At 65.0% G+C, this 17,931-nt stretch carries 11 protein-coding genes and 1 tRNA gene; 8 read left to right on the plus strand and 4 right to left on the minus strand.

Going from position 1 to position 17,931, the window contains the following annotated elements:
* Positions 1–3: 3 nt before the first annotated feature.
* Entirely contained in the window at positions 4–1,038 is a 1,035-nt protein-coding gene (locus ACAX61_RS18240; RefSeq protein WP_370716084.1) for a LacI family DNA-binding transcriptional regulator, read from the minus strand.
* 500 nt (positions 1,039–1,538) lie between these two features.
* Between ACAX61_RS18240 and ACAX61_RS18245 the strand changes: the two genes are divergently transcribed.
* A complete protein-coding gene (locus ACAX61_RS18245; protein WP_370716085.1) occupies positions 1,539–2,903 on the plus strand; it encodes an alginate export family protein in 1,365 nt (454 codons plus the stop codon).
* Positions 2,904–2,928: 25 nt separating this feature from the next.
* On the opposite strand, the gene ACAX61_RS18250 is transcribed toward ACAX61_RS18245, so the two are convergent.
* Both ACAX61_RS18250 and ACAX61_RS18255 read right to left on the minus strand, forming a co-directional pair.
* Positions 2,929–3,003: transfer RNA gene (locus tag ACAX61_RS18250), tRNA-Gln, on the minus strand.
* Positions 3,004–3,062: 59 nt separating this feature from the next.
* Positions 3,063–4,166, minus strand: a complete 1,104-nt coding sequence (locus ACAX61_RS18255) for a branched-chain amino acid aminotransferase (RefSeq protein ID WP_370716086.1) — start codon at positions 4,164–4,166, stop codon at positions 3,063–3,065.
* Between the two features lie 84 nt (positions 4,167–4,250).
* On the opposite strand from ACAX61_RS18255, the gene ACAX61_RS18260 reads away from it, so the two are divergent.
* Positions 4,251–4,754, plus strand: a complete 504-nt coding sequence (locus ACAX61_RS18260) for a MarR family winged helix-turn-helix transcriptional regulator (protein WP_370716087.1) — start codon at positions 4,251–4,253, stop codon at positions 4,752–4,754.
* 15 nt (positions 4,755–4,769) lie between these two features.
* On the opposite strand, the gene ACAX61_RS18265 is transcribed toward ACAX61_RS18260, so the two are convergent.
* Complete coding sequence (locus ACAX61_RS18265) at positions 4,770–5,783, minus strand: YihY/virulence factor BrkB family protein (protein ID WP_370716088.1); 1,014 nt, start codon at positions 5,781–5,783, stop codon at positions 4,770–4,772.
* Between the two features lie 279 nt (positions 5,784–6,062).
* Between ACAX61_RS18265 and ACAX61_RS18270 the strand changes: the two genes are divergently transcribed.
* From ACAX61_RS18270 to ACAX61_RS18295, 6 genes are all read left to right on the plus strand, one after another.
* On the plus strand, positions 6,063–8,213 hold the full coding sequence (locus ACAX61_RS18270) for a BamA/TamA family outer membrane protein (RefSeq protein ID WP_370716089.1): 2,151 nt from the start codon (positions 6,063–6,065) through the stop codon (positions 8,211–8,213).
* Positions 8,213–12,412, plus strand: a complete 4,200-nt coding sequence (locus ACAX61_RS18275) for a translocation/assembly module TamB domain-containing protein (protein ID WP_370716090.1) — start codon at positions 8,213–8,215, stop codon at positions 12,410–12,412. Before ACAX61_RS18270 ends, ACAX61_RS18275 begins: the two co-directional genes overlap by 1 nt.
* A gap of 55 nt (positions 12,413–12,467) precedes the next feature.
* Positions 12,468–13,928 (plus strand): flavin-containing monooxygenase, encoded by a 1,461-nt coding sequence (locus ACAX61_RS18280; RefSeq protein WP_370716091.1) that lies wholly within the window; start codon positions 12,468–12,470, stop codon positions 13,926–13,928.
* Between the two features lie 68 nt (positions 13,929–13,996).
* Entirely contained in the window at positions 13,997–14,749 is a 753-nt protein-coding gene (gene otsB / locus ACAX61_RS18285; protein WP_370716092.1) for a trehalose-phosphatase, read from the plus strand.
* Complete coding sequence (locus ACAX61_RS18290) at positions 14,749–16,545, plus strand: glycoside hydrolase family 15 protein (RefSeq protein WP_370716093.1); 1,797 nt, start codon at positions 14,749–14,751, stop codon at positions 16,543–16,545. The genes otsB and ACAX61_RS18290 overlap by 1 nt, the downstream gene beginning before the upstream one ends.
* The gene (locus ACAX61_RS18295; protein WP_370716094.1) at positions 16,527–17,927 is read left to right on the plus strand and encodes an alpha,alpha-trehalose-phosphate synthase (UDP-forming); all 1,401 of its coding nucleotides are present in this window, start codon (positions 16,527–16,529) and stop codon (positions 17,925–17,927) included. Before ACAX61_RS18290 ends, ACAX61_RS18295 begins: the two co-directional genes overlap by 19 nt.
* The last annotated feature ends 4 nt before the right edge of the window (positions 17,928–17,931 follow it).

Below are 17,931 nucleotides of genomic sequence, written 5' to 3' on the forward strand. Positions count from 1 at the left end.
CCGTTATGCCGCCGCCGGATTTGCCTGGGCGGCGGACTCGCGCCTGACCAAAGCGTGCCCCAGAATGCGGTCGCTGGCGGGGCGGCGCTGTCCCGCGACATTCGCCGCCAGCACCGCCAGCGCTTCGGCCGCGAGCTTGTCAACGGGTTGGCGCACGGTGGTTAGTGGCGGCCACAATGTCACGGCGGCCGTCGTATCGTCGAACCCGACTACCGACAGCGCGCCCGGCACGTCCAGATGGCGACGATGCGCGACCGACACCACGGCGGCGGCCATGTCGTCGTTGCTGGCAAAGATCGCGGTGGGGGGTGAGGGGCCTTCCAGCAGTTGTTCGCCCGCGTTCAGCCCGGATGCATAGCTGAAATCGCCCTGCGCCACACGCACATCGACATCGGGCGTCTCACGTACGGCCGCATAAAATCCTGCCATCCGCTCGGCGCTGGCGGCCTGATCGGGGTTGCCCAGCACGAAACCCAGCCGCCGATGGCCCAGGTCCAGCAAATGCCGGGTCGCTTCATACGCGGCCAGTCGGTCGTCGATCCGCACACAGATTGCGCCATCCACCTGATAGCCGCCGACAGCCGCCATTGCGCACCCTGCTTCGCGCAGCACGCCCAGCACCACGGGGGATTCGCCCAAGGGCGGTGTCAGGATGACGCCCGACACGCCCGACGCCAACATTTCCCTAAGCGCGTCGAGCGAGGGGGGCCTGCCGCCTTCCCCCTTCAACAGGATCAGCCGCGCACCCAGTGTCGACGCTTCCTCAAACACGCCGGTCAGGAACTCGCTCATGAAAGCGGCGCTGGGATTGGAATAGATGACGCCGATCCGCAACTCGCCCGACGTGACCAGGCTGCGCGCGGCGACATTGGGGGTGTAGGCCAGCGCGTCGATCGCACGTTGGACAAGCGCACGGGTTTCGGGCCGGACGCCTTCGCGTCCGTTGATGACGCGGGAGACTGTCATCGGGGAAACACCGGCATGCGCCGCCACATCAATGATGGTCGCGCCGCGCGCGTTGCGAACGATTTTGCTCACCCGGTTCCTGTCGTGCACCCCTTGCAATGCGGACACCTAACGGTTTCGCGATGGTGCCGTAAAGCGCCGTCATGTCGCCCATGCGCGGCCTGTGCCGTAAATTACAGCCGGTGCGTTGCCGCCCTATCTGTCAACGCTGGCCCGAGCACAGGATCCGGGGCTTGTACCCGTCGCGGTTTATGCGGTCACGGCGGATTGCAAGCTAGGTTTTTTGTGGCCGCGTTGGGTGCGGACGGCCTCGACGGCTCATGTCATGGCGACCACGATTAACGGGTTGCATCGCGGTTTCGCGAAACCGACGCAACAGAGATCGCACCGACACCCGGCGATGCGGGTCAGCAGCGGCGGGAAGCGTTCGACCTCTACACCTTTGATGATGGTAGCGACATGAGAACGCGTGAGTTGCCGAAAACAGAAATGCTTGATCGCGGTGCGGCGCGACACGCAATCATCGGCGATCCGGTGTTGGGAAACCAGCGCCGGGCATTTGTAGCCGCCAGGTGAAGCAGCTCCTACTCCTCGCCGGTCTGTTCGGCGCGGCACCGGCGGCGGCGCAGGTAACACAGGACGGCGCCCTTCACACGTCCATCGGCTCGCCCGACAACTTTCATCTTTCGGGCAGCGTCCGGCTGCGCATGGAGTCGCTGGACGGTCAGTTTCGCCCGGATAGGGCCAGGGCCGACCAGCTATTGTCGCTGCGCACGACCCTGTTTGCGGAATACGATACCGGTCCGATCCGTATCGGCGCCGAATTTTACGACGCGCGCGGTTATGTTCAGAACGATGACTCATCGGCAGATACCGGCGTGGTCAACACGCTGGAGTTCGCCCAATATTATATGGGTGTCGACCTTGGCGATGCGCTTGGCGAGGGTAGCGAGACGCGGGTTACAGTCGGGCGCATGACGATGACGCTGGGATCATCGCGGCTGGTGTCGCGGCAGGCATTCCGGAATTCGACCAACGCATATACCGGCCTTCGACTGGAACGCACGGCGGCGGGCGGTCGGCGCTTTGTTGCATTCTGGACGATGCCCAATGTTCGAATGCCCAGCGATGCGGCGTCGATCCTCGACAACCGTTCGCAATGGGATCGCGAAACGAGCGACCTGCAACTGTTCGGCATGTTCAATGCCGTGCCGGTTGGCGACGTGCTGTTGCTAGAAACCTATGCCTATGGTCTGGTCGAACGGGATGCGCCGGGGTTCGACACCACGAACCGCCACCTGTTCACGCCGGGTTTTCGCTTGAAACGCAAGCCCGCGCAGGGCCTCGATTTCGAGGTCGAGGCGACGGCGCAATATGGCACCGTGCGCGCCAGCCGTTCCGCTGCCGACACCCAGGATCGGTCCGTACCGGCCTATGGCATTCACGGCGAACTGGGTCATGGCTGGGCAGGGCGATGGAAACCGCGGGTGGCTGCCTTTTTCGATTACTACACCGGCAATCGTCGTGGCGATGATCGCAACCGGTTCGATACGCTTTACGGCGGGCGCCGTTTTGAATTCGGGCCGTCGGGGCTGCTTGGGCCCGTTTCCCGCTCGAACCTTGTGTCACCGGGTATTCGGATCGAGTCGAAACCGACCACTCGGCTCGACCTGATGGGTAATGTGCGGCTGCTTCGGCTCGACAGCGCGACCGACAGTTTCGGTACGACCAACGTCCGCGATGCCGAAGGCCGGTCCGGGCACGATGCTGGGGAGCAGTTCGAGGCTCAGCTGCGCTACAAGGTGGTGCCCGATATCGCGTTGCTAGACGTTGGATACGCCTATGTGCGCAAGGGGCCGTTTCTGCGCAACGCCCCCAACGCGCCGGCAACAGGGGATACCAGCTATGCCTATGCCAGCATGACGTTCACGTTCTAGCGGACCTGATCACCCGGATGAAAACTGGCTGGGGCGGGAGGATTCGAACCTCCGCATGACGGTACCAAAAACCGTTGCCTTACCGCTTGGCGACGCCCCAGCAGCACCCGTGGGTGAAGGCGGCGCTTATACCCACAGATTGCCGCGTGAAAAGAGGGTTCAGAGAATGCGTTCGACCCAATTGTGCGGATCGGGCGCCTGGCCCTTCTGAATGGCGACCAGTTGGTCGCGCAAACGGCTGGTCAATTCGCCGGGGCCGCCATTGCCGATGCGGAAGTCGCGGGTGCGGCCGCGCACCCGGCCGATGGGGGTGACGACTGCGGCGGTGCCGCAGGCGAAGCTTTCGCGCAGACGGCCGCTGTTCGCGTCGGCTTCCCACTGGTCGATGGAATAGGGAGCTTCACGGACGGACAAACCGGCGTCGCGCGCCAGCGTCAGCACCGAGTCGCGGGTGATGCCGGGCAGGATGGTGCCGGTCAGCGGCGGAGTCTGGATCGAACCGTCATCGAACACGAAAAACGTGTTCATGCCGCCCAGTTCCTCGACCTGAGCGCGTTCGACCGCGTCGAGGAACACCACCTGGTCGCAACCCTCGCGGATCGCTTCCGACTGCGCCTGAAGGCTGGCGGCGTAATTGCCGCCACATTTGGCCGCGCCGGTGCCGCCGGGGGCTGCACGCGTATAGTCGTCGGAGATCCAGACGGTGATCGACGGCGCGCCGCCCTTGAAATAGGCGCCGACGGGCGATGCGATGACCATGTAGAGATATTCGGCGGACGGCTTTACGCCCAAAAACACCTCGCTCGCAATCATGAACGGGCGCAGATACAGCGAGCCGCCCTCGATCCCCGGAATCCAGTCCCGATCGGCGGCGACCAATGCGCGAATCGATTCGAGGAACAGCGCGTCAGGCAACTCGGCCATCGCCATCCGCTGGGCAGAGGCGCGGAAACGGCGGGCATTGGCATCGGCGCGGAACAGCGTGACGCCGCCGTCATCGGTACTATATGCCTTCAGCCCTTCGAAAATTTCCTGGGCATAGTGCAGCACGGCACAGGCGGGGTCCATTTGCAGCGGCGCGCGCGGCTGGATGGCCAGATCGTGCCAGCCCTTTTCCACGTTCCAGCGCGCAATCGCCATGTGATCGGTGAACACGCGCCCAAAGCCCGGATTTTCCAGGATATCTGCGCGCGTCGTTGCATCGACCGGGCTTGCGTGGCGCTCAAGCGGGAAGGTCGGCGTATCGGCAAGCGTCAGGGTCATCGTGTTGGGTCCATGGCTGAAGGGCGGCGGGCGCGTGGCCCGGCGGCTTGCGGGACGCTAGGAGCGCTGGCAGAACAGGTCAACATGGCTGGCCCAACGACGCCCGAACCCTATCGCCCGGCATCGCCCCTTTTCCTGCGGGAAGCGGAGATAAGGAAGGGCGTCGAATTGCTCTATTTCGGTTACAGCCATCTGACCCGCGCCATTGATGAGGGGCTGGCACAGCAGGGATTGGGCCGGGCGCATCACCGCGCACTTTATTTCATCGCGCGCCAGCCGGGGCTTACCGTCAGCCAGTTGCTGGGGTTGCTGGCGATCACCAAACAGTCGCTGGGTCGCGTGCTGAACGACCTGACCGAGCGGGGGTTGGTGGAAATGCGGCCCGGCGACCGGGACCGGCGCCAGCGACTGTTGCGGCTGACGCCGGACGGCGCTTCGCTGGAAGCGAGCCTGTTCGAAAGCCTGCGCGAGCGCCTGTCCGCTGCTTATCAAAGCGCGGGGCAGGGGGCGGTGGGCGGTTTCTGGGCCGTGCTGGAGGGGCTGATCCCCGATGAGGAACGCAAGCGGCTGGCGGCGCTGGGTGAATAGGGCGCCGGTCGCGGCTCAATAATGGCCGCGCCGAGGTTTTTGCTGGCGCTTGCTGGGAAGGGTGTCAGCCATGCGCGCGCCGCGCTCCCCCATTGGTTGCGGCGGGCCGGTGGTGGTGTCGATCAGGGTCTGGCGCTCTGCCTCTGCGTTCAGTTCGGCGCCGATCAACACGGCATAGCTGGATACGAACAGCCACATCAGCAACACGACGACCGCACCCAGCGCGCCATAGGTCGCGTTGTAATTGGCGAAATTTGCCGCATAAATGCCGAAACCCACCGTCGCCAACAGCCACAGGACGGTCGCCGCAACCGAACCGATGCTCAGCCAGCGCCAACGTGCTGGCGCGCGATCGGGACCATAACGATAGATGAAGGCAAAGGCCGCGCTGGCGATGGCACCCGCGACGATCCAGGTCAGTACCTGCATCGTCGCGACGCCCGCCGGCCCCAGCAGGTCGGTCAGGAACCGCAGATAACCCAGCGCCACGGCGGAAAGCAGGCCCGTGATCGCCGCCACGATCGCGCCGATCGTCAGCATCGCCGACAATAGCGTGGTGACGATGAAATTGCGGCCTTCCTCCTCCTCGTAAATCACGTTCAGCGCCTGGATGATCGCGCTGGATGCCCGCATCGCGCCATAGATCGACAGGACGAGCGCGATGATCAGGCCCAGCCCGGCCTTGTCCGACGCGGTCGTGACGATCGAGATCAACTGGTCCGAGATCAGCCGCGCGGCGTCGGCGGGCACCAGTTCGAAAATCGTCTCCATATGCACGACGACTGCCTGCGGATCGGCGAACAGGCCATAGCTCATGACGATCGCGCCCAGCAGCGGCACAAAGGACAGGAAGGCGTAAAAGGCCACGCCCGCCGCCATCAGCGACAGGTTGTGATAGCCGGTCATCGTCCAGACCCGGCCCAGAATCGATCGCCACGCCTTCCACGGATGGTGCCATGGCCGGGTCGACTCGCCGCCGGGCGGCAGCGCGGCAGGCTGGGTGGTGGGGTTGGTTTCGGTATCGGCCATCAGGCCCCCTGTTTGGCGTGCTGCTGAGAAATCGCGGACGCCAGTGTAACGGCTTAAGGGCGGTTGGGATGCAAAGACGTGTTGCGGATTGCTTCCGCGCTGATCCTGCCCGAAAATCCGGTCATTGCCGGAGCGAAACGCGCGCTTGCGCGTTGCGGTGAATCAGTAAGGGGTGCGTAAACCCCGCACAGGGAGCAGCGGGGACGCGTGGGGACCAGGGGATTCAGGACATTAAGGGCGAGTCTTGTCGCGGGCGTTTCGTTGGCGGCGTGCCCGGTCATGGCCCAGATAACGCCCGACCCGACGCAATCGGGCCAGTCGGCACCCGCGCCAGAGCCGGAACAGGCGCCGCCCACAGGCGCGGGCGAGCCGATCATCGCCGAGGAACAGTTCGAGGCTGAACTACCCAGCCTGTCCAGCGATCCGAACGCGCCGCTGGAGCCGATGGAATCGTTCGAGGCGCCCGCCACCGTCGCGCCCACACCGGAACAGCCCCCTGCGCCCGTCGCCGCGCCGCAAACCAACGACCCGAACGTCATTCCCGCCCAGCCGCTGCCGGGGGAGGCGGTTCTGGCCGAGCCGCTGCCGCCGCTGGCGGGGTTTGACGTGAACCCGCCGGCGGAAGTCGCGGGCGGTCCAGACCCTCGCACGGTCGAGATTCGGTACACCACCGTGGTCGAAGGGCTGGACGAACTGGAACTGGCCGATCAGTTCGAAAGCCTGTCCGCGCTGGAGGAAGGCGATGGAGAGGCTGCCAACGCGACCATGGTCGCGGCGCGTGCGCGGGAAGATGAGCAGTTGGCCGTGCGGCTGATGCGTTCACTCGGCTATTATGACGCCACCGCCGTGTCGACCGTTGAGCAGAACCCCTCCAATTCGGGCAATCTGAAGGTCACGCTGACCGCCACGCCGGGTGAACGATACAAGCTCGGCTCTGTCGATATCCGCACCAATCATACAATTCCCGCCAATCTGGTCCGCGACGAATTGCCGCTGAAGGTGGGTGATCCGATCGAGGCGAACCGGGTTCAGGGCGCGGAGGCCAATGTCGCGCTGAAACTGCCGCAACAGGGCTATCCGTTTGTGGAGGTCGGACAGCGCGACATCCTGTTGGACGAACGCGATTTTACCGGCGCCTATACGCTGCCAGTGGATACAGGGCCGCGTTCGTCGTTCGGGACCATCTCGACCGAAGGGGAACAGGCGTTCGACCTCGATCACCTACAGGTCTTTCCCCGTTTCAAACCCGGCCAGCTTTATGACGCTCGGCTGGTCGACGACATGCGAGAGGCGCTGATCGCCACCGGCCTGTTCTCGACCGTTTCGGTTGAGCCGCAGCGGACCGGCGTGCCGGGGCCCGACACGACCGAACAGGTCAATCTGCTCGTCCGCCAGAATGCGGGGCCCGCGCGCACACTAGCGGCGGAGGCGGGCTATGGCACGGGCCAGGGTCTTCGTGTGGAGGGCACCTGGACCCATCGCAACCTGTTCCCGCCCGAAGGTGCGCTGATCACCAATGTGATCGCAGGCACGCAGGAACAGGGGGCGGGCGTGACGTTCCGCCGGTCGAACGCCGGGCGGCGCGACCGCACCTTCCAGGCGGCGGCATCGGCAAACCGTTCCAATTACGACGCGTTCGAGGCGTTTACGGGAACGCTCTCTGCCCGGTGGAGCTATGACTCGACGCCGATCTGGCAAAAGCGCTGGACCTATTATTACGGTGCGGAGCTGATCGGCACCAACGAAGACGTCTATGATTTCGACCTGAACGATCGGGTCCGCCGCACTTATGGCATTGCCGCGCTGCCGCTGTTCCTTGGCTATGACAGTTCGGACGATCTGTTGAACCCGACGCGCGGGTTCCGGGTAAAGCTGAACCTCAGCCCCGAAGCGTCGGTGCAGGGCAGCGCGCGGCCCTATGTCCGCTCGATGTTGGAAGTGACCGGCTATTACCCGATCAGCGACAGTCTGGTGATCGCGGGCCGCGCGCGGGCGGGGTGGATCGCGGGCATTTCGCGCGACGATCTGGCGCCGTCGCGCCGCTATTATGCGGGCGGCGGCGGATCAGTGCGCGGCTTCGGCTTTCAGGAGCTTGGCCCCCGCACCGTTGAGCCGAACCCCGATTTCGATCCAGAGGATGAGGACAGCGAACCCACGGTGTTCCGCCCCGTAGGCGGGCGCAGCATCAACGAATTTGCGCTGGAGGCCCGATATCGCTTCGGCAATTTCGGGATCGTGCCGTTCATCGATGCGGGTCAGGTCTATGATTCGACATTGCCCAAGGGCAGCGACCTTCGGTTCGGTGCGGGTATAGGCGGTCGTTTCTATACCAATTTCGGTCCGATGCGCGTCGATGTGGCAACGCCCATCAACCGGCGCGAGGGCGAATCGTTGATCGCGCTCTATATCTCGATCGGGCAGGCATTCTGATGGTCGAGAACACGCTTCCGCCCGAATCCGCGCCGGAACACGTCACGGTGGTCAAACCGCCGCTGTGGCAGCGCATCCTGAAATGGATCGGGATCGTGCTGGTCGGGCTGGCGCTGTTGCTGGGCCTGATCGTGTTGGGGCTGAATACCTCGCCGGGGCGCCGTTTTCTGGCCGACCGAATTGGCGGTTTCACCACGGCGTCGGGGCTGAACGTCAAGGTCGGGCGGATCGACGGGTCGATCTATGGCGCGATGGTGCTGCGCGATGTGCGGGTCAGCGATCCGCGCGGCGTGTTCGCCATGTCGCCGCAGGTGGCGGTCGATTGGCGCCCCTTTGCCTTTGCGCGCAGCCATGTCGATGTGCGCTCACTGACCAGTCCGTTGATCCGGGTCGCACGGCTGCCCGAATTGAAGGAAGTGCCAAGCGACCCCAACGCGCCGCTGTTGCCCGACACCGACATCGACGTGAACCGGATGGCGATCGACCGGATCGATCTGGCTCCGCCGGTTGCAGGTCGCCGCTATCTGGCGCGGATCGAGGGGGAGGTGCATATCGCCGACCGCCGCGCACAGCTGACCGCGAATGGCGCCACCTTGTCGGGGCCGGGCGTCGCGGGCGGTGACCGCATGACGCTGGCGCTCGACGCCGTGCCCGATGCGAACCGGCTGGACATCGACCTCAAGCTCAATGCGCCCGCCAGCGGCATGATCGGGTCGATGGCGGGGCTGAAGGCGCCGCTGTCGTTGACCATCGACGGCGATGGCAGCTGGCAGCGCTGGCAAGGTCGGCTGACCGGGACGCTGGGCAATGCACAGCTTGCCAATCTGGGCGTTCAGGCGCGCGACGGCTTCTTTCAGGTACGCGGCAGCGCGCAGCCGGGCCTGTATCTGGAAGGGCCGGTCGAGCGGCTGACCGCACCCGCGCTTCAGATCGCGCTCGATGCTCGGCTGCTGGAACAGCGGCGGCTCGACACGCAACTTCGCCTGCGCTCCAGCGCGATGGCGGTTGCGACGCAGGGGCTGCTGGATCTGGGCCAGAGCCGCTTCGGCAATTTCCGGGTCGAGGGGCAATTGCTGACCCCCGGCGCCATTGCCGAGAATCTGAACGGCAATGCCGTGCGCGCTGAGATTGCGCTGAACGGCGCCTTTGCAACGCCGACCGTGGATTACAAGCTGCAGGCTGCCGCAATCGGCTTTGGCGAAACCCGCGTCGAGCGGCTGTTTGCCGAAGGGCAGGCAACCGTCGATGCCGACCGCATCCTGATCCCCGTCAACGCGCGCGCGGCACGCATCGCCGGGTTGAATGCGGCGGTCGGCGGGCTGGTCACCAATGTCGCGATCAACGGCGATGTCGCGATCAACGGCGATCAGATCCTGTCCGATAATATGCGCATCCGTTCTGACCGGATCGACGCGACCGCGGTGCTGGTCGCCGATATGGGCACCGGTCGCTACACCGGCGCGCTCAAGGGTAGGGTGAACGATTATGACGTCGCCTCCATCGGCATCATCGACCTGCAGACGACGGCGGACCTCTATACCGCGCCGGGCGGCGGTTATGGCATTCGCGGTCGCGTGGTCACTCAGACCAAACGGCTGTTCAACGACGGCATCCGCAACTTTCTGGGCGGCAATGCGACTGCGGCGGTCGATGTAGCGCTGACACCGGAAGGACTGGTGCGGTTCGACAATCTACGCATGAACGCGCCGCAATTCCGCATCACGCGCGGACGTGGGACTTATGACTTTGCCGGGCCGCTGGCGGTGGAGGCGGATGCCTATTCCACCCAATATGGCCCCTTGTCGGCCCGTGTTTCGGGCAGCGTTGCCCAGCCGGTAATACTGGTACGCGCGCCGCGTCCGGGCGTCGGCATTGGACTCGCCGATCTAGAAGCGCGCGTGCGTGGGCAGGGCGAGGGTTATGCCATCGTCGCCACCGGCGGCACCAATTACGGGCCGTTCAACGCCAATGTCCTGTTGCGGACCAGCCCCCGGCTGACCGCCGACATTCGCGACACGGTGTTCGCGGGCGTGACGTTCAATGGTCGGGTCGCTGCGACCGATGCAGGGCCGTTTACCGGTGCGCTGGACTTTGCCGGGTCGGGCGTGGTCGGTCGCGCGGAACTGGGCGCACAGGGCCGCTATCAGACCGCGAATGTCGACGCGCGCGCCAATAATGCGACGATCCCCGGCGACATGGGCATTACCATTGGCCGCGCCATCGCCAATGCGCGCGTGGTGCTGTATGATGATGCGCCTGCCGTCCGGTTCGACGCTCAGGTCGCGAATTTCCGTCAGGGCGATTACGTGATCACCCGCGCCCGCGCGCGCGGCGATTATCGCGGCGGCAATGGCTATGTGCAGGCCGTGGCAAACGGCACGACGGGCGTTCCATTCGAAATCGCCGCGAATGCCCGGCTCAGCCCCGCATTGTGGGTGGTGGCGCTCAAGGGGCAGGCGAGCGGGGTCGACTTCCGAACGGCACAGCCCGCACGGATCGATGTCGGCGGTGAGGGTTACCGACTGCTCCCCACGCGTATCGATTTCGATCGTGGCGCGCTTCGTCTGGCGGGGCGGTATAGCGATGGCTATTCGGTGCAGGGGCGGCTGGACCAGTTGGACCTGCGGCTGGCCAATTCGCTTGTTCCGGGCATCGGGCTGGGCGGAACGGCGACGGGCAGTTTTGCCGTCAATCAGGCGGCAGGCGCGGATTATCCGACCGGCAATGCGCGCATTCAGGTCAATAATTTCACCCGCTCAAGCCTCGCGACCGTTTCGACGCCAGTGGACATTCAGTCGATCCTCAACCTGACCGGGGGGCGCGCCGATGTGCGGGCGATCGTGCAGCGGCGCGGCGCCACCATCGGCCGCGTCGTCGCCCAGACCGGGACCAGCGCGTCAGCGCCCCTGACAGGCGGTATCCGTTATAACGGGCTATCGGAAGTCCTGTGGTCGCTGGGCGGGGTCGCCGATCAGCAGCTGTCCGGCCCCATCGGCCTGGCGGCGGATTTCGGCGGCACGCTGGGGGCGCCACGAGTGAACGGATTGGTTCGCGCCAACAACCTGGTCTACGAAAACGAGACTTACGGCACGCGCCTGTCCGACATGCGGATGACGGGCCGCTTCACCAATGACCGCTTCGTTCTTGAAGAGCTGCGCGCCACTGCCGGCGAAGGGAGCGTGACGGCGCAGGGCTATGTCGGGCTGGCGGCGAACAGCGGATTTCCCATCGATATCCGTGCGACGTTGCAGGACGCCCGCCTTGCGCGCAGCGACATGATCGGCGCGACGGCCACGGGTGAGGTGCGCGTCACCAACGGCGCCAATGGCGGCCTGATCGAAGGGAATATCCGTATTCCCGAAGCACGCTATCAGGTCATCCGTCAGGGCGGCGCCGAAGTGGCCGAGCTGTCGGGCGTGCGCCGTCGCGGCGCCCCGCTGGAGGCCGCGAACGCCACGCCCGGCACCCCGCCGCCCTCGCCCGGCCTGTTCCGTCTGAACATCCGGGTCAGTGCCGACAACCGCCTGTATGTGTCGGGCATGGGGCTGGAAAGCGAATGGCAGGCCGATCTGCGGATCACCGGCACATCGTCCAACCCGCGCATTTCGGGCGAGATCGAGGCGATCCGCGGCACGTACAGCTTTGCGGGCAAACGGTTCGAACTGGATCGGGGCCTGATCACCTATGAAGGCAATGAGCTAACCAACCCTAACATCGCGATCGCGGCATCGACCACGACCGAGGGGGTGACCGCGACCATCAACGTCACCGGCACGGCACAGCGCCCGCGCCTGTCCTTCACCTCGACACCGGCGCTGGCGCAGGACGAGGTTCTGGCGCGCATCCTGTTCGGTCGGTCGGTCACCAACCTGTCGGCGATCCAGGCGATCCAGCTCGCGTCTGCGCTCAATTCGCTGCGCGGGTCGGGCGGCGGACTGAACCCGCTGGGTGAGCTTCGCCAGGCGGGCGGCATCGACCGGCTGCGCATCCTGGGCGCGGACGAGGCGTCGGGGCGCGGCACCGCGCTGGCGGCGGGCCAGTATCTGACCGACGACATCTATGTCGAAATCATCACTGATGCACGCGGCTTTACCGCCACACAGCTGGAAATCGCGCTGACCCGCGCGCTGTCGCTGCTGTCGCAAACGGGCAGCTTTGGCGGGTCGAGCGTCAATCTGCGCTATTCGCGCGACTATTAAGGATGTGGCTTTCGTGCCCTCCCGCGACGGCCTAAGCTGATCGCGGGAGGTTTGCATGGCCGACGAATGGTTCGACGTGGTGGTGGTCGGCGCGGGCCTGTCTGGCATCGGCATGGCCCGCCAGCTGAAGGTCGGCTGTCCCGAACTGAGCTTTACCTTGTTGGAAGCGCGCGATCGGCTGGGCGGCACATGGGACTTGTTCCGCTATCCCGGCGTCCGTTCGGATTCGGACATGTTCACCCTCGGCTATCGCTTTCGTCCCTGGACGGGGCAGCAAGCAATCGCGGACGGTGCGTCGATCCTCGAATATCTGAACGACACGGCGCGGGACGAGGGGGTGGCCCCCCATATTCGCACCGGGCACCGGGTAGTTGCGGCGGAATGGTCCACGCCCGATGCGGCTTGGACGCTGACCGTCGATAGGGGGGATGGACGCCGCACCATCGGCTGTCGCTTTGTAGCGATGTGCACCGGCTATTATGACTATGAACGCGGGTACGCGCCGTCCTTTGCCGGGGAGGAGGCGTTTGGCGGGCCCATCGTCCACCCGCAATTCTGGCCGGAGGATCTGGCGCTGGAGGGGCGCCGCGTCGCCGTGATCGGCAGCGGGGCGACGGCGATGACGCTGGTTCCCGCACTGGTCGAACGCGGCGGGCAGGTGACAATGGTTCAGCGTTCCCCGACCTATGTCGTTGCCCGCCCGGCGCGCGATCCGGTCGCAAATGGCCTGCGCCGCGTGATCGGCGCACGCGCTGCCGGGCGGGCGATCCGCTGGCGCAACGCGCTGATCGGGCAGTTCTTCTACAGCCGGATGCGGAAGCATCCAAAGGCGGCGGCGCGGCGGCTGATCGGCTGGGTCCGCGATCACCTTGGCCCCGATTTCGACGTCGATACGCATTTCACGCCGCGCTACGACCCGTGGGACCAGCGCCTGTGCCTGGTACCCGACGGCGACCTGTTCACCGCCATTCGCGACGGGCGGGCCAAGGTGGTGACGGGCTCGATCGACCGTTTCGAGCCGGGCGCCATCCGTATGGAATCGGGCGAACAGGTGCCCGCCGATATCATCGTCACTGCGACGGGCCTTGAGCTGAAGCTGATGGACGACATGCCCGTCCGCATCGACGGTGAGGCCGTCGATTTCGCGGGAACGCTAAATTACAAGGGGCTGATGTTCAGCGGGGTGCCCAATCTGGCCTATTCATTCGGCTATACCAACGCATCCTGGACACTGAAGGCGGATCTGACCGCCGCTTATGTCGTTCGGCTGTTGAAGGCGATGCGCAAGCGCGGAATGCGGCAGGCGACGCCGGTCACAAGGGACGGCGATGCGGGCGATGAGGCGTTTCTGGACTTCACCTCCGGCTATGTCCGGCGGGCGATCGACCGGTTTCCGCGACAGGGGCGGCGCGCACCCTGGCGGTTGCACCAGAATTATCTGAAGGACGTGCTGGCCCTGCGGCTGGGCCGTGTCGACGATGCGATGGCATTCACCAACCCTGACCCCACGGCGTGAGCGGTGAAGTTTTTGCCGCAGTGCGGAACCGGGACGGGGGCGAAACATTCCCTTTGCGGGAGGCAATTTTGACAACAGACGATATTACGCTGCCTGCGCCGCCACATGACCTACTGGCGGGCGCGAGCCTGTTTCTCGATTTCGACGGCACGCTGGTTGAGCTGGAGGATCGACCCGATCTGGTCCATGCCGATGACGCCCTGATCGCGCTGACGCGGCAACTGGGGGAGGCGCTGGATGGCCGTCTGGCGATCGTCACCGGCCGGGCGAGTGGCCATATTCTGGACCTGTTCGGCGAAGTCGCCTTCGCGATCGGCGGCAGCCACGGGGTCGAGTTTCGCTGGCCGGATGGCCGCACAGCCACGCCCGATGTGCCCGCCACGCTACCCGACGTAATTGCCGAGCTTCACCGCTTTGCCGAGGGGCATGACGGCGTAATCGTCGAGACAAAGCCGTTCGGCGCGGGCCTGCACTATCGCATGGCGCCGCATGTCGAGGATGATGCTCGTGCTATCGCCGGCGAACTGGCCCAGGCGCACGGCCTGCATCTTCAGCCCGGCAAGATGATGGTTGAGCTGCGCGCCGCGACCGGCGACAAGGGCGCGGCGATCCAGCGGCTGATGGCGGAGGCTCCCTTTGCCGGAACCCGCCCGGTATTTCTGGGCGACGACGTGACCGACGAAGACGGCTTTCGTGCCGTCGCCGCGATGGAGGGAGCCGGAATCCTGGTCGGCGCGCCGCGCCCGACCGACGCCGGCTATCGTTTGAATGATGTAGCCGCGGTCCGCGAATGGCTGATCCGCGCGACGGAGGCGCTGTAATGACCCCCAGTCTTAACTTATGGCCGATCGGCAATTGCCAGGTGTCGGCGCTGGTCGACACGCAGGCCCGCTTCGTGTGGGGATGCGTGCCGCGCGTCGATGGCGATCCGGTCTTTTCCTCGCTGCTAGACGGGCGCGACCCTGAAAGCGACGACGCGGTCGGCCTGTGGGCCATCGACCTGCAGGATTGCGCCAGCGTCACGCAGGAATATCGGCGCAACACGCCCATTCTGGTCAGCCGCATGACCGATGCCAGCGGCAGCGCGATCGAGGTCATCGACTTCTGCCCCCGTTTCGAGCGGCTCGGCCGTACCTATCGCCCGGTCAGCTACGTCCGCATCGTGCGCCCCGTGGCGGGCAGCCCGCGCGTGCGGATGCGGCTGCGCCCGACACGCGGATGGGGCGATGCCAATGTCGAGCGCACATCGGGCTCGAACCACATGCGCTTCCTGCTGGACGGGTTGCAGCTGCGCCTGACCACCAATGCGCCCGTCGGCTTGTTGTGGGACGAGCGCCCGTTCCGCGTCGAGCGGCCGCTCTATTTCTTCCTTGGTCCGGACGAGAGTTTCTCCGGCGATCTGTCGACTGCGGTCGAGGAGATGCTGGCCTACACCACGCACCATTGGCAGCAATGGGCGCGCGGGCTGGCGACGCCGTTCGAGTGGCAGGATGTGGTCATCCGTTCGGCGATCACACTGAAGCTGTGCCAGCATGAGGAAAGCGGCGCGATCGTCGCCGCACTGACCACTTCCATCCCCGAACATGCCGGGTCGGAACGCAACTGGGACTATCGCTACTGCTGGATCCGCGATGCCTATTACACGGTTCAGGCGCTGAACCGCGTTGGCGCGCTCGACGTGCTGGAGGGGTATCTCGGCTATCTGCGAAACATCGTCGATGATGCCAAGGGCGGCGCCATTCAACCGCTCTACGGCGTGCTGGGCGAACCCAAGCTGCCTGAGGTGCAGGCGCCGCGACTGGCGGGTTATCGCGGCATGGGCCCGGTTCGTGTCGGCAATCAGGCCGCCGAACAGGTTCAGCACGACGCCTATGGCCAGATCGTCCTGTCCAACGTGCAGGCCTTTTTCGACGAACGTCTGTTCCGCATGGCGGGCGTCGAGGATTTCGAGGCGCTGGAGCGGGTCGGCGAGCGTGCATGGGAGCTGTATGACAAGCCTGATGCCGGGCTGTGGGAGCTTCGCACGCGGCAATCGGTCCATACCTATTCGGCGGCGATGTGTTGGGCGGCGTGCGACCGGCTGGGGAATGCGGCGGAGCGGCTGCAACTCAACGAACGCGCCGCATTCTGGAACGACCGCGCGCGCACGATGCGGGAGCGGATCGAAAAGGCCGCATGGCGCGAAGATACGCAGCGCATGTCCGCGACCTTTTCCGGCGATGATCTGGACGCCAGCCTGATCCAGCTTCTGGACCTGCGTTTCCAGTCGCCCGACGATCCGCGTTTCCGCGGCACGCTGGCGGCGGTGGAGCAGGGGCTGCGTCGCGGCAGCCACATGCTGCGCTACGACACTGAGGACGATTTCGGCCTGCCTGAGACGGCGTTCAACGTCTGCACCTTCTGGCTGATCGAAGCGTTGCATTTTACTGGCCGTGATGCAGATGCACGGGCCCTTTTTGAAGAAATGTTATCGCGCCGCACGCCAGCGGGGCTATTGTCGGAGGATATCGATCCCCAAACCGGGGAATTGTGGGGCAATTATCCCCAGACCTATTCGCTGGTCGGCATGATCAATTGTGCTGTCCTGTTGAGCAAGCCATGGAGTGCGATCCGTTGAGCCGGCTGATCATTATTTCGAATCGTGTGTCAGCGCCGACCGAATCCAGTTCGGGGGCACAGGGGGGGCTGGCCGTCGCGCTGGCCGCCGCACTTCGCGAATATAAGGGCATCTGGTTCGGCTGGTCGGGCGAAACGACCGAACAATTTACCGGCCATATCAACTTCCAGCGCAATCAGGGCGTGACCACCGCCACCGTCGATCTGGAAGAGCAGGACATCGACGAATATTATAACGGCTATGCGAACCGGACGCTGTGGCCGCTATTCCACTATCGCATTGACCTGGCAGAATATGAGCGGGACTTTGCCGGGGGTTATAGCCGCGTCAACGACCGCTTTGCCGACACTGTCCGCCCGCTGATCGAGGCGGACGACGCGATCTGGATTCAGGATTACCACATGTTCCCGCTGGGCAGCGCGCTGCGCAAGCGGGGCTGCGGCAACCGGATCGGCTTTTTTCTGCACATCCCATGGCCACCGCGCCGCTTGCTGGCCGTGTTGCCGGAAGCGACGGAGCTGGTCCGCCATCTGTTTGCCTATGACGTACTGGGCTTCCATACGCAGGAATGGCTCGACAGCTTTGTCGATTACGCCGTCGACGAAATGGGCGCGACGCTGGATGGCGACCGGCTGACGCTGGGCGACCGGAGCGTTCAGGTGATGGCCAACCCGATCGGCATCGACGCCAAGGAGTTTATCGAGGCGTCACGCTCGCCCACGGCGCGACTGACCTATCGCCGGATGCGCGATTCAGCGGTCGGCCGCGACCTGATCGTCGGGGTTGACCGGCTGGATTATTCGAAGGGGCTGGAAGAACGCTTCCTCGGCTATGAACGCTTCCTTCAGGAGCATCCTGAGGAGCGCAAGGAAGTATTCCTGCTCCAGATCGCGCCGCCGTCGCGCGCGTCGGTCGGCAGCTATCAGAAAATCCGCGCCACGCTTGAGGGGCTGTCGGGCCGCATCAACGGCGCCTATGCCGATGTCGACTGGGTGCCGATCCGGTACGTCAATCAGGGTTATCCGCGCGAACAGCTGGCGGGCATTTATCGCGCGGCGAAGATCGGACTGGTCACGCCGCTGCGTGACGGCATGAACCTGGTCGCCAAGGAATATGTCGCGGCGCAGGACCCGGAAGATCCCGGCGTCCTCATCTTGTCGCGATTTGCCGGTGCCGCGGCGCAGCTGGGAGAAGGCGCGCTGCTCATCAACCCGTACAGCGCCGAGGAGATCAGCGACGCGATCATCGCAGCGCTAAAGATGCCGCGCGACGAACGGCAGCGCCGCTGGCGTGGAATGATGGAGAATGTCCAGGCAGAGGACGTGGTCTGGTGGCGAAAGCAATTCACCGATGCGCTGATCGGAGAGGCGGTCGACGCATAATCAC

This window comes from Sphingomonas sp. IW22, from assembly GCF_041321155.1.
GTDB lineage: Bacteria > Pseudomonadota > Alphaproteobacteria > Sphingomonadales > Sphingomonadaceae > Sphingomonas.

Excerpts from the sequence above, each read along its gene's own strand:
- ACAX61_RS18280 (WP_370716091.1), top strand. The coding sequence starts at position 12,468 with ATGGCCGACGAATGGTTCGACGTGGTGGTGGTCGGCGCGGGCCTGTCT.
- ACAX61_RS18265 (WP_370716088.1), bottom strand. The coding sequence starts at position 5,783 with ATGGCCGATACCGAAACCAACCCCACCACCCAGCCTGCCGCGCTGCCG.
- ACAX61_RS18295 (WP_370716094.1), top strand. The coding sequence starts at position 16,527 with ATGGAGTGCGATCCGTTGAGCCGGCTGATCATTATTTCGAATCGTGTG.
- ACAX61_RS18270 (WP_370716089.1), top strand. The coding sequence starts at position 6,063 with ATGGCCCAGATAACGCCCGACCCGACGCAATCGGGCCAGTCGGCACCC.
- ACAX61_RS18275 (WP_370716090.1), top strand. The coding sequence starts at position 8,213 with ATGGTCGAGAACACGCTTCCGCCCGAATCCGCGCCGGAACACGTCACG.
- ACAX61_RS18290 (WP_370716093.1), top strand. The coding sequence starts at position 14,749 with ATGACCCCCAGTCTTAACTTATGGCCGATCGGCAATTGCCAGGTGTCG.
- ACAX61_RS18260 (WP_370716087.1), top strand. The coding sequence starts at position 4,251 with ATGGCTGGCCCAACGACGCCCGAACCCTATCGCCCGGCATCGCCCCTT.
- ACAX61_RS18255 (WP_370716086.1), bottom strand. The coding sequence starts at position 4,166 with ATGACCCTGACGCTTGCCGATACGCCGACCTTCCCGCTTGAGCGCCAC.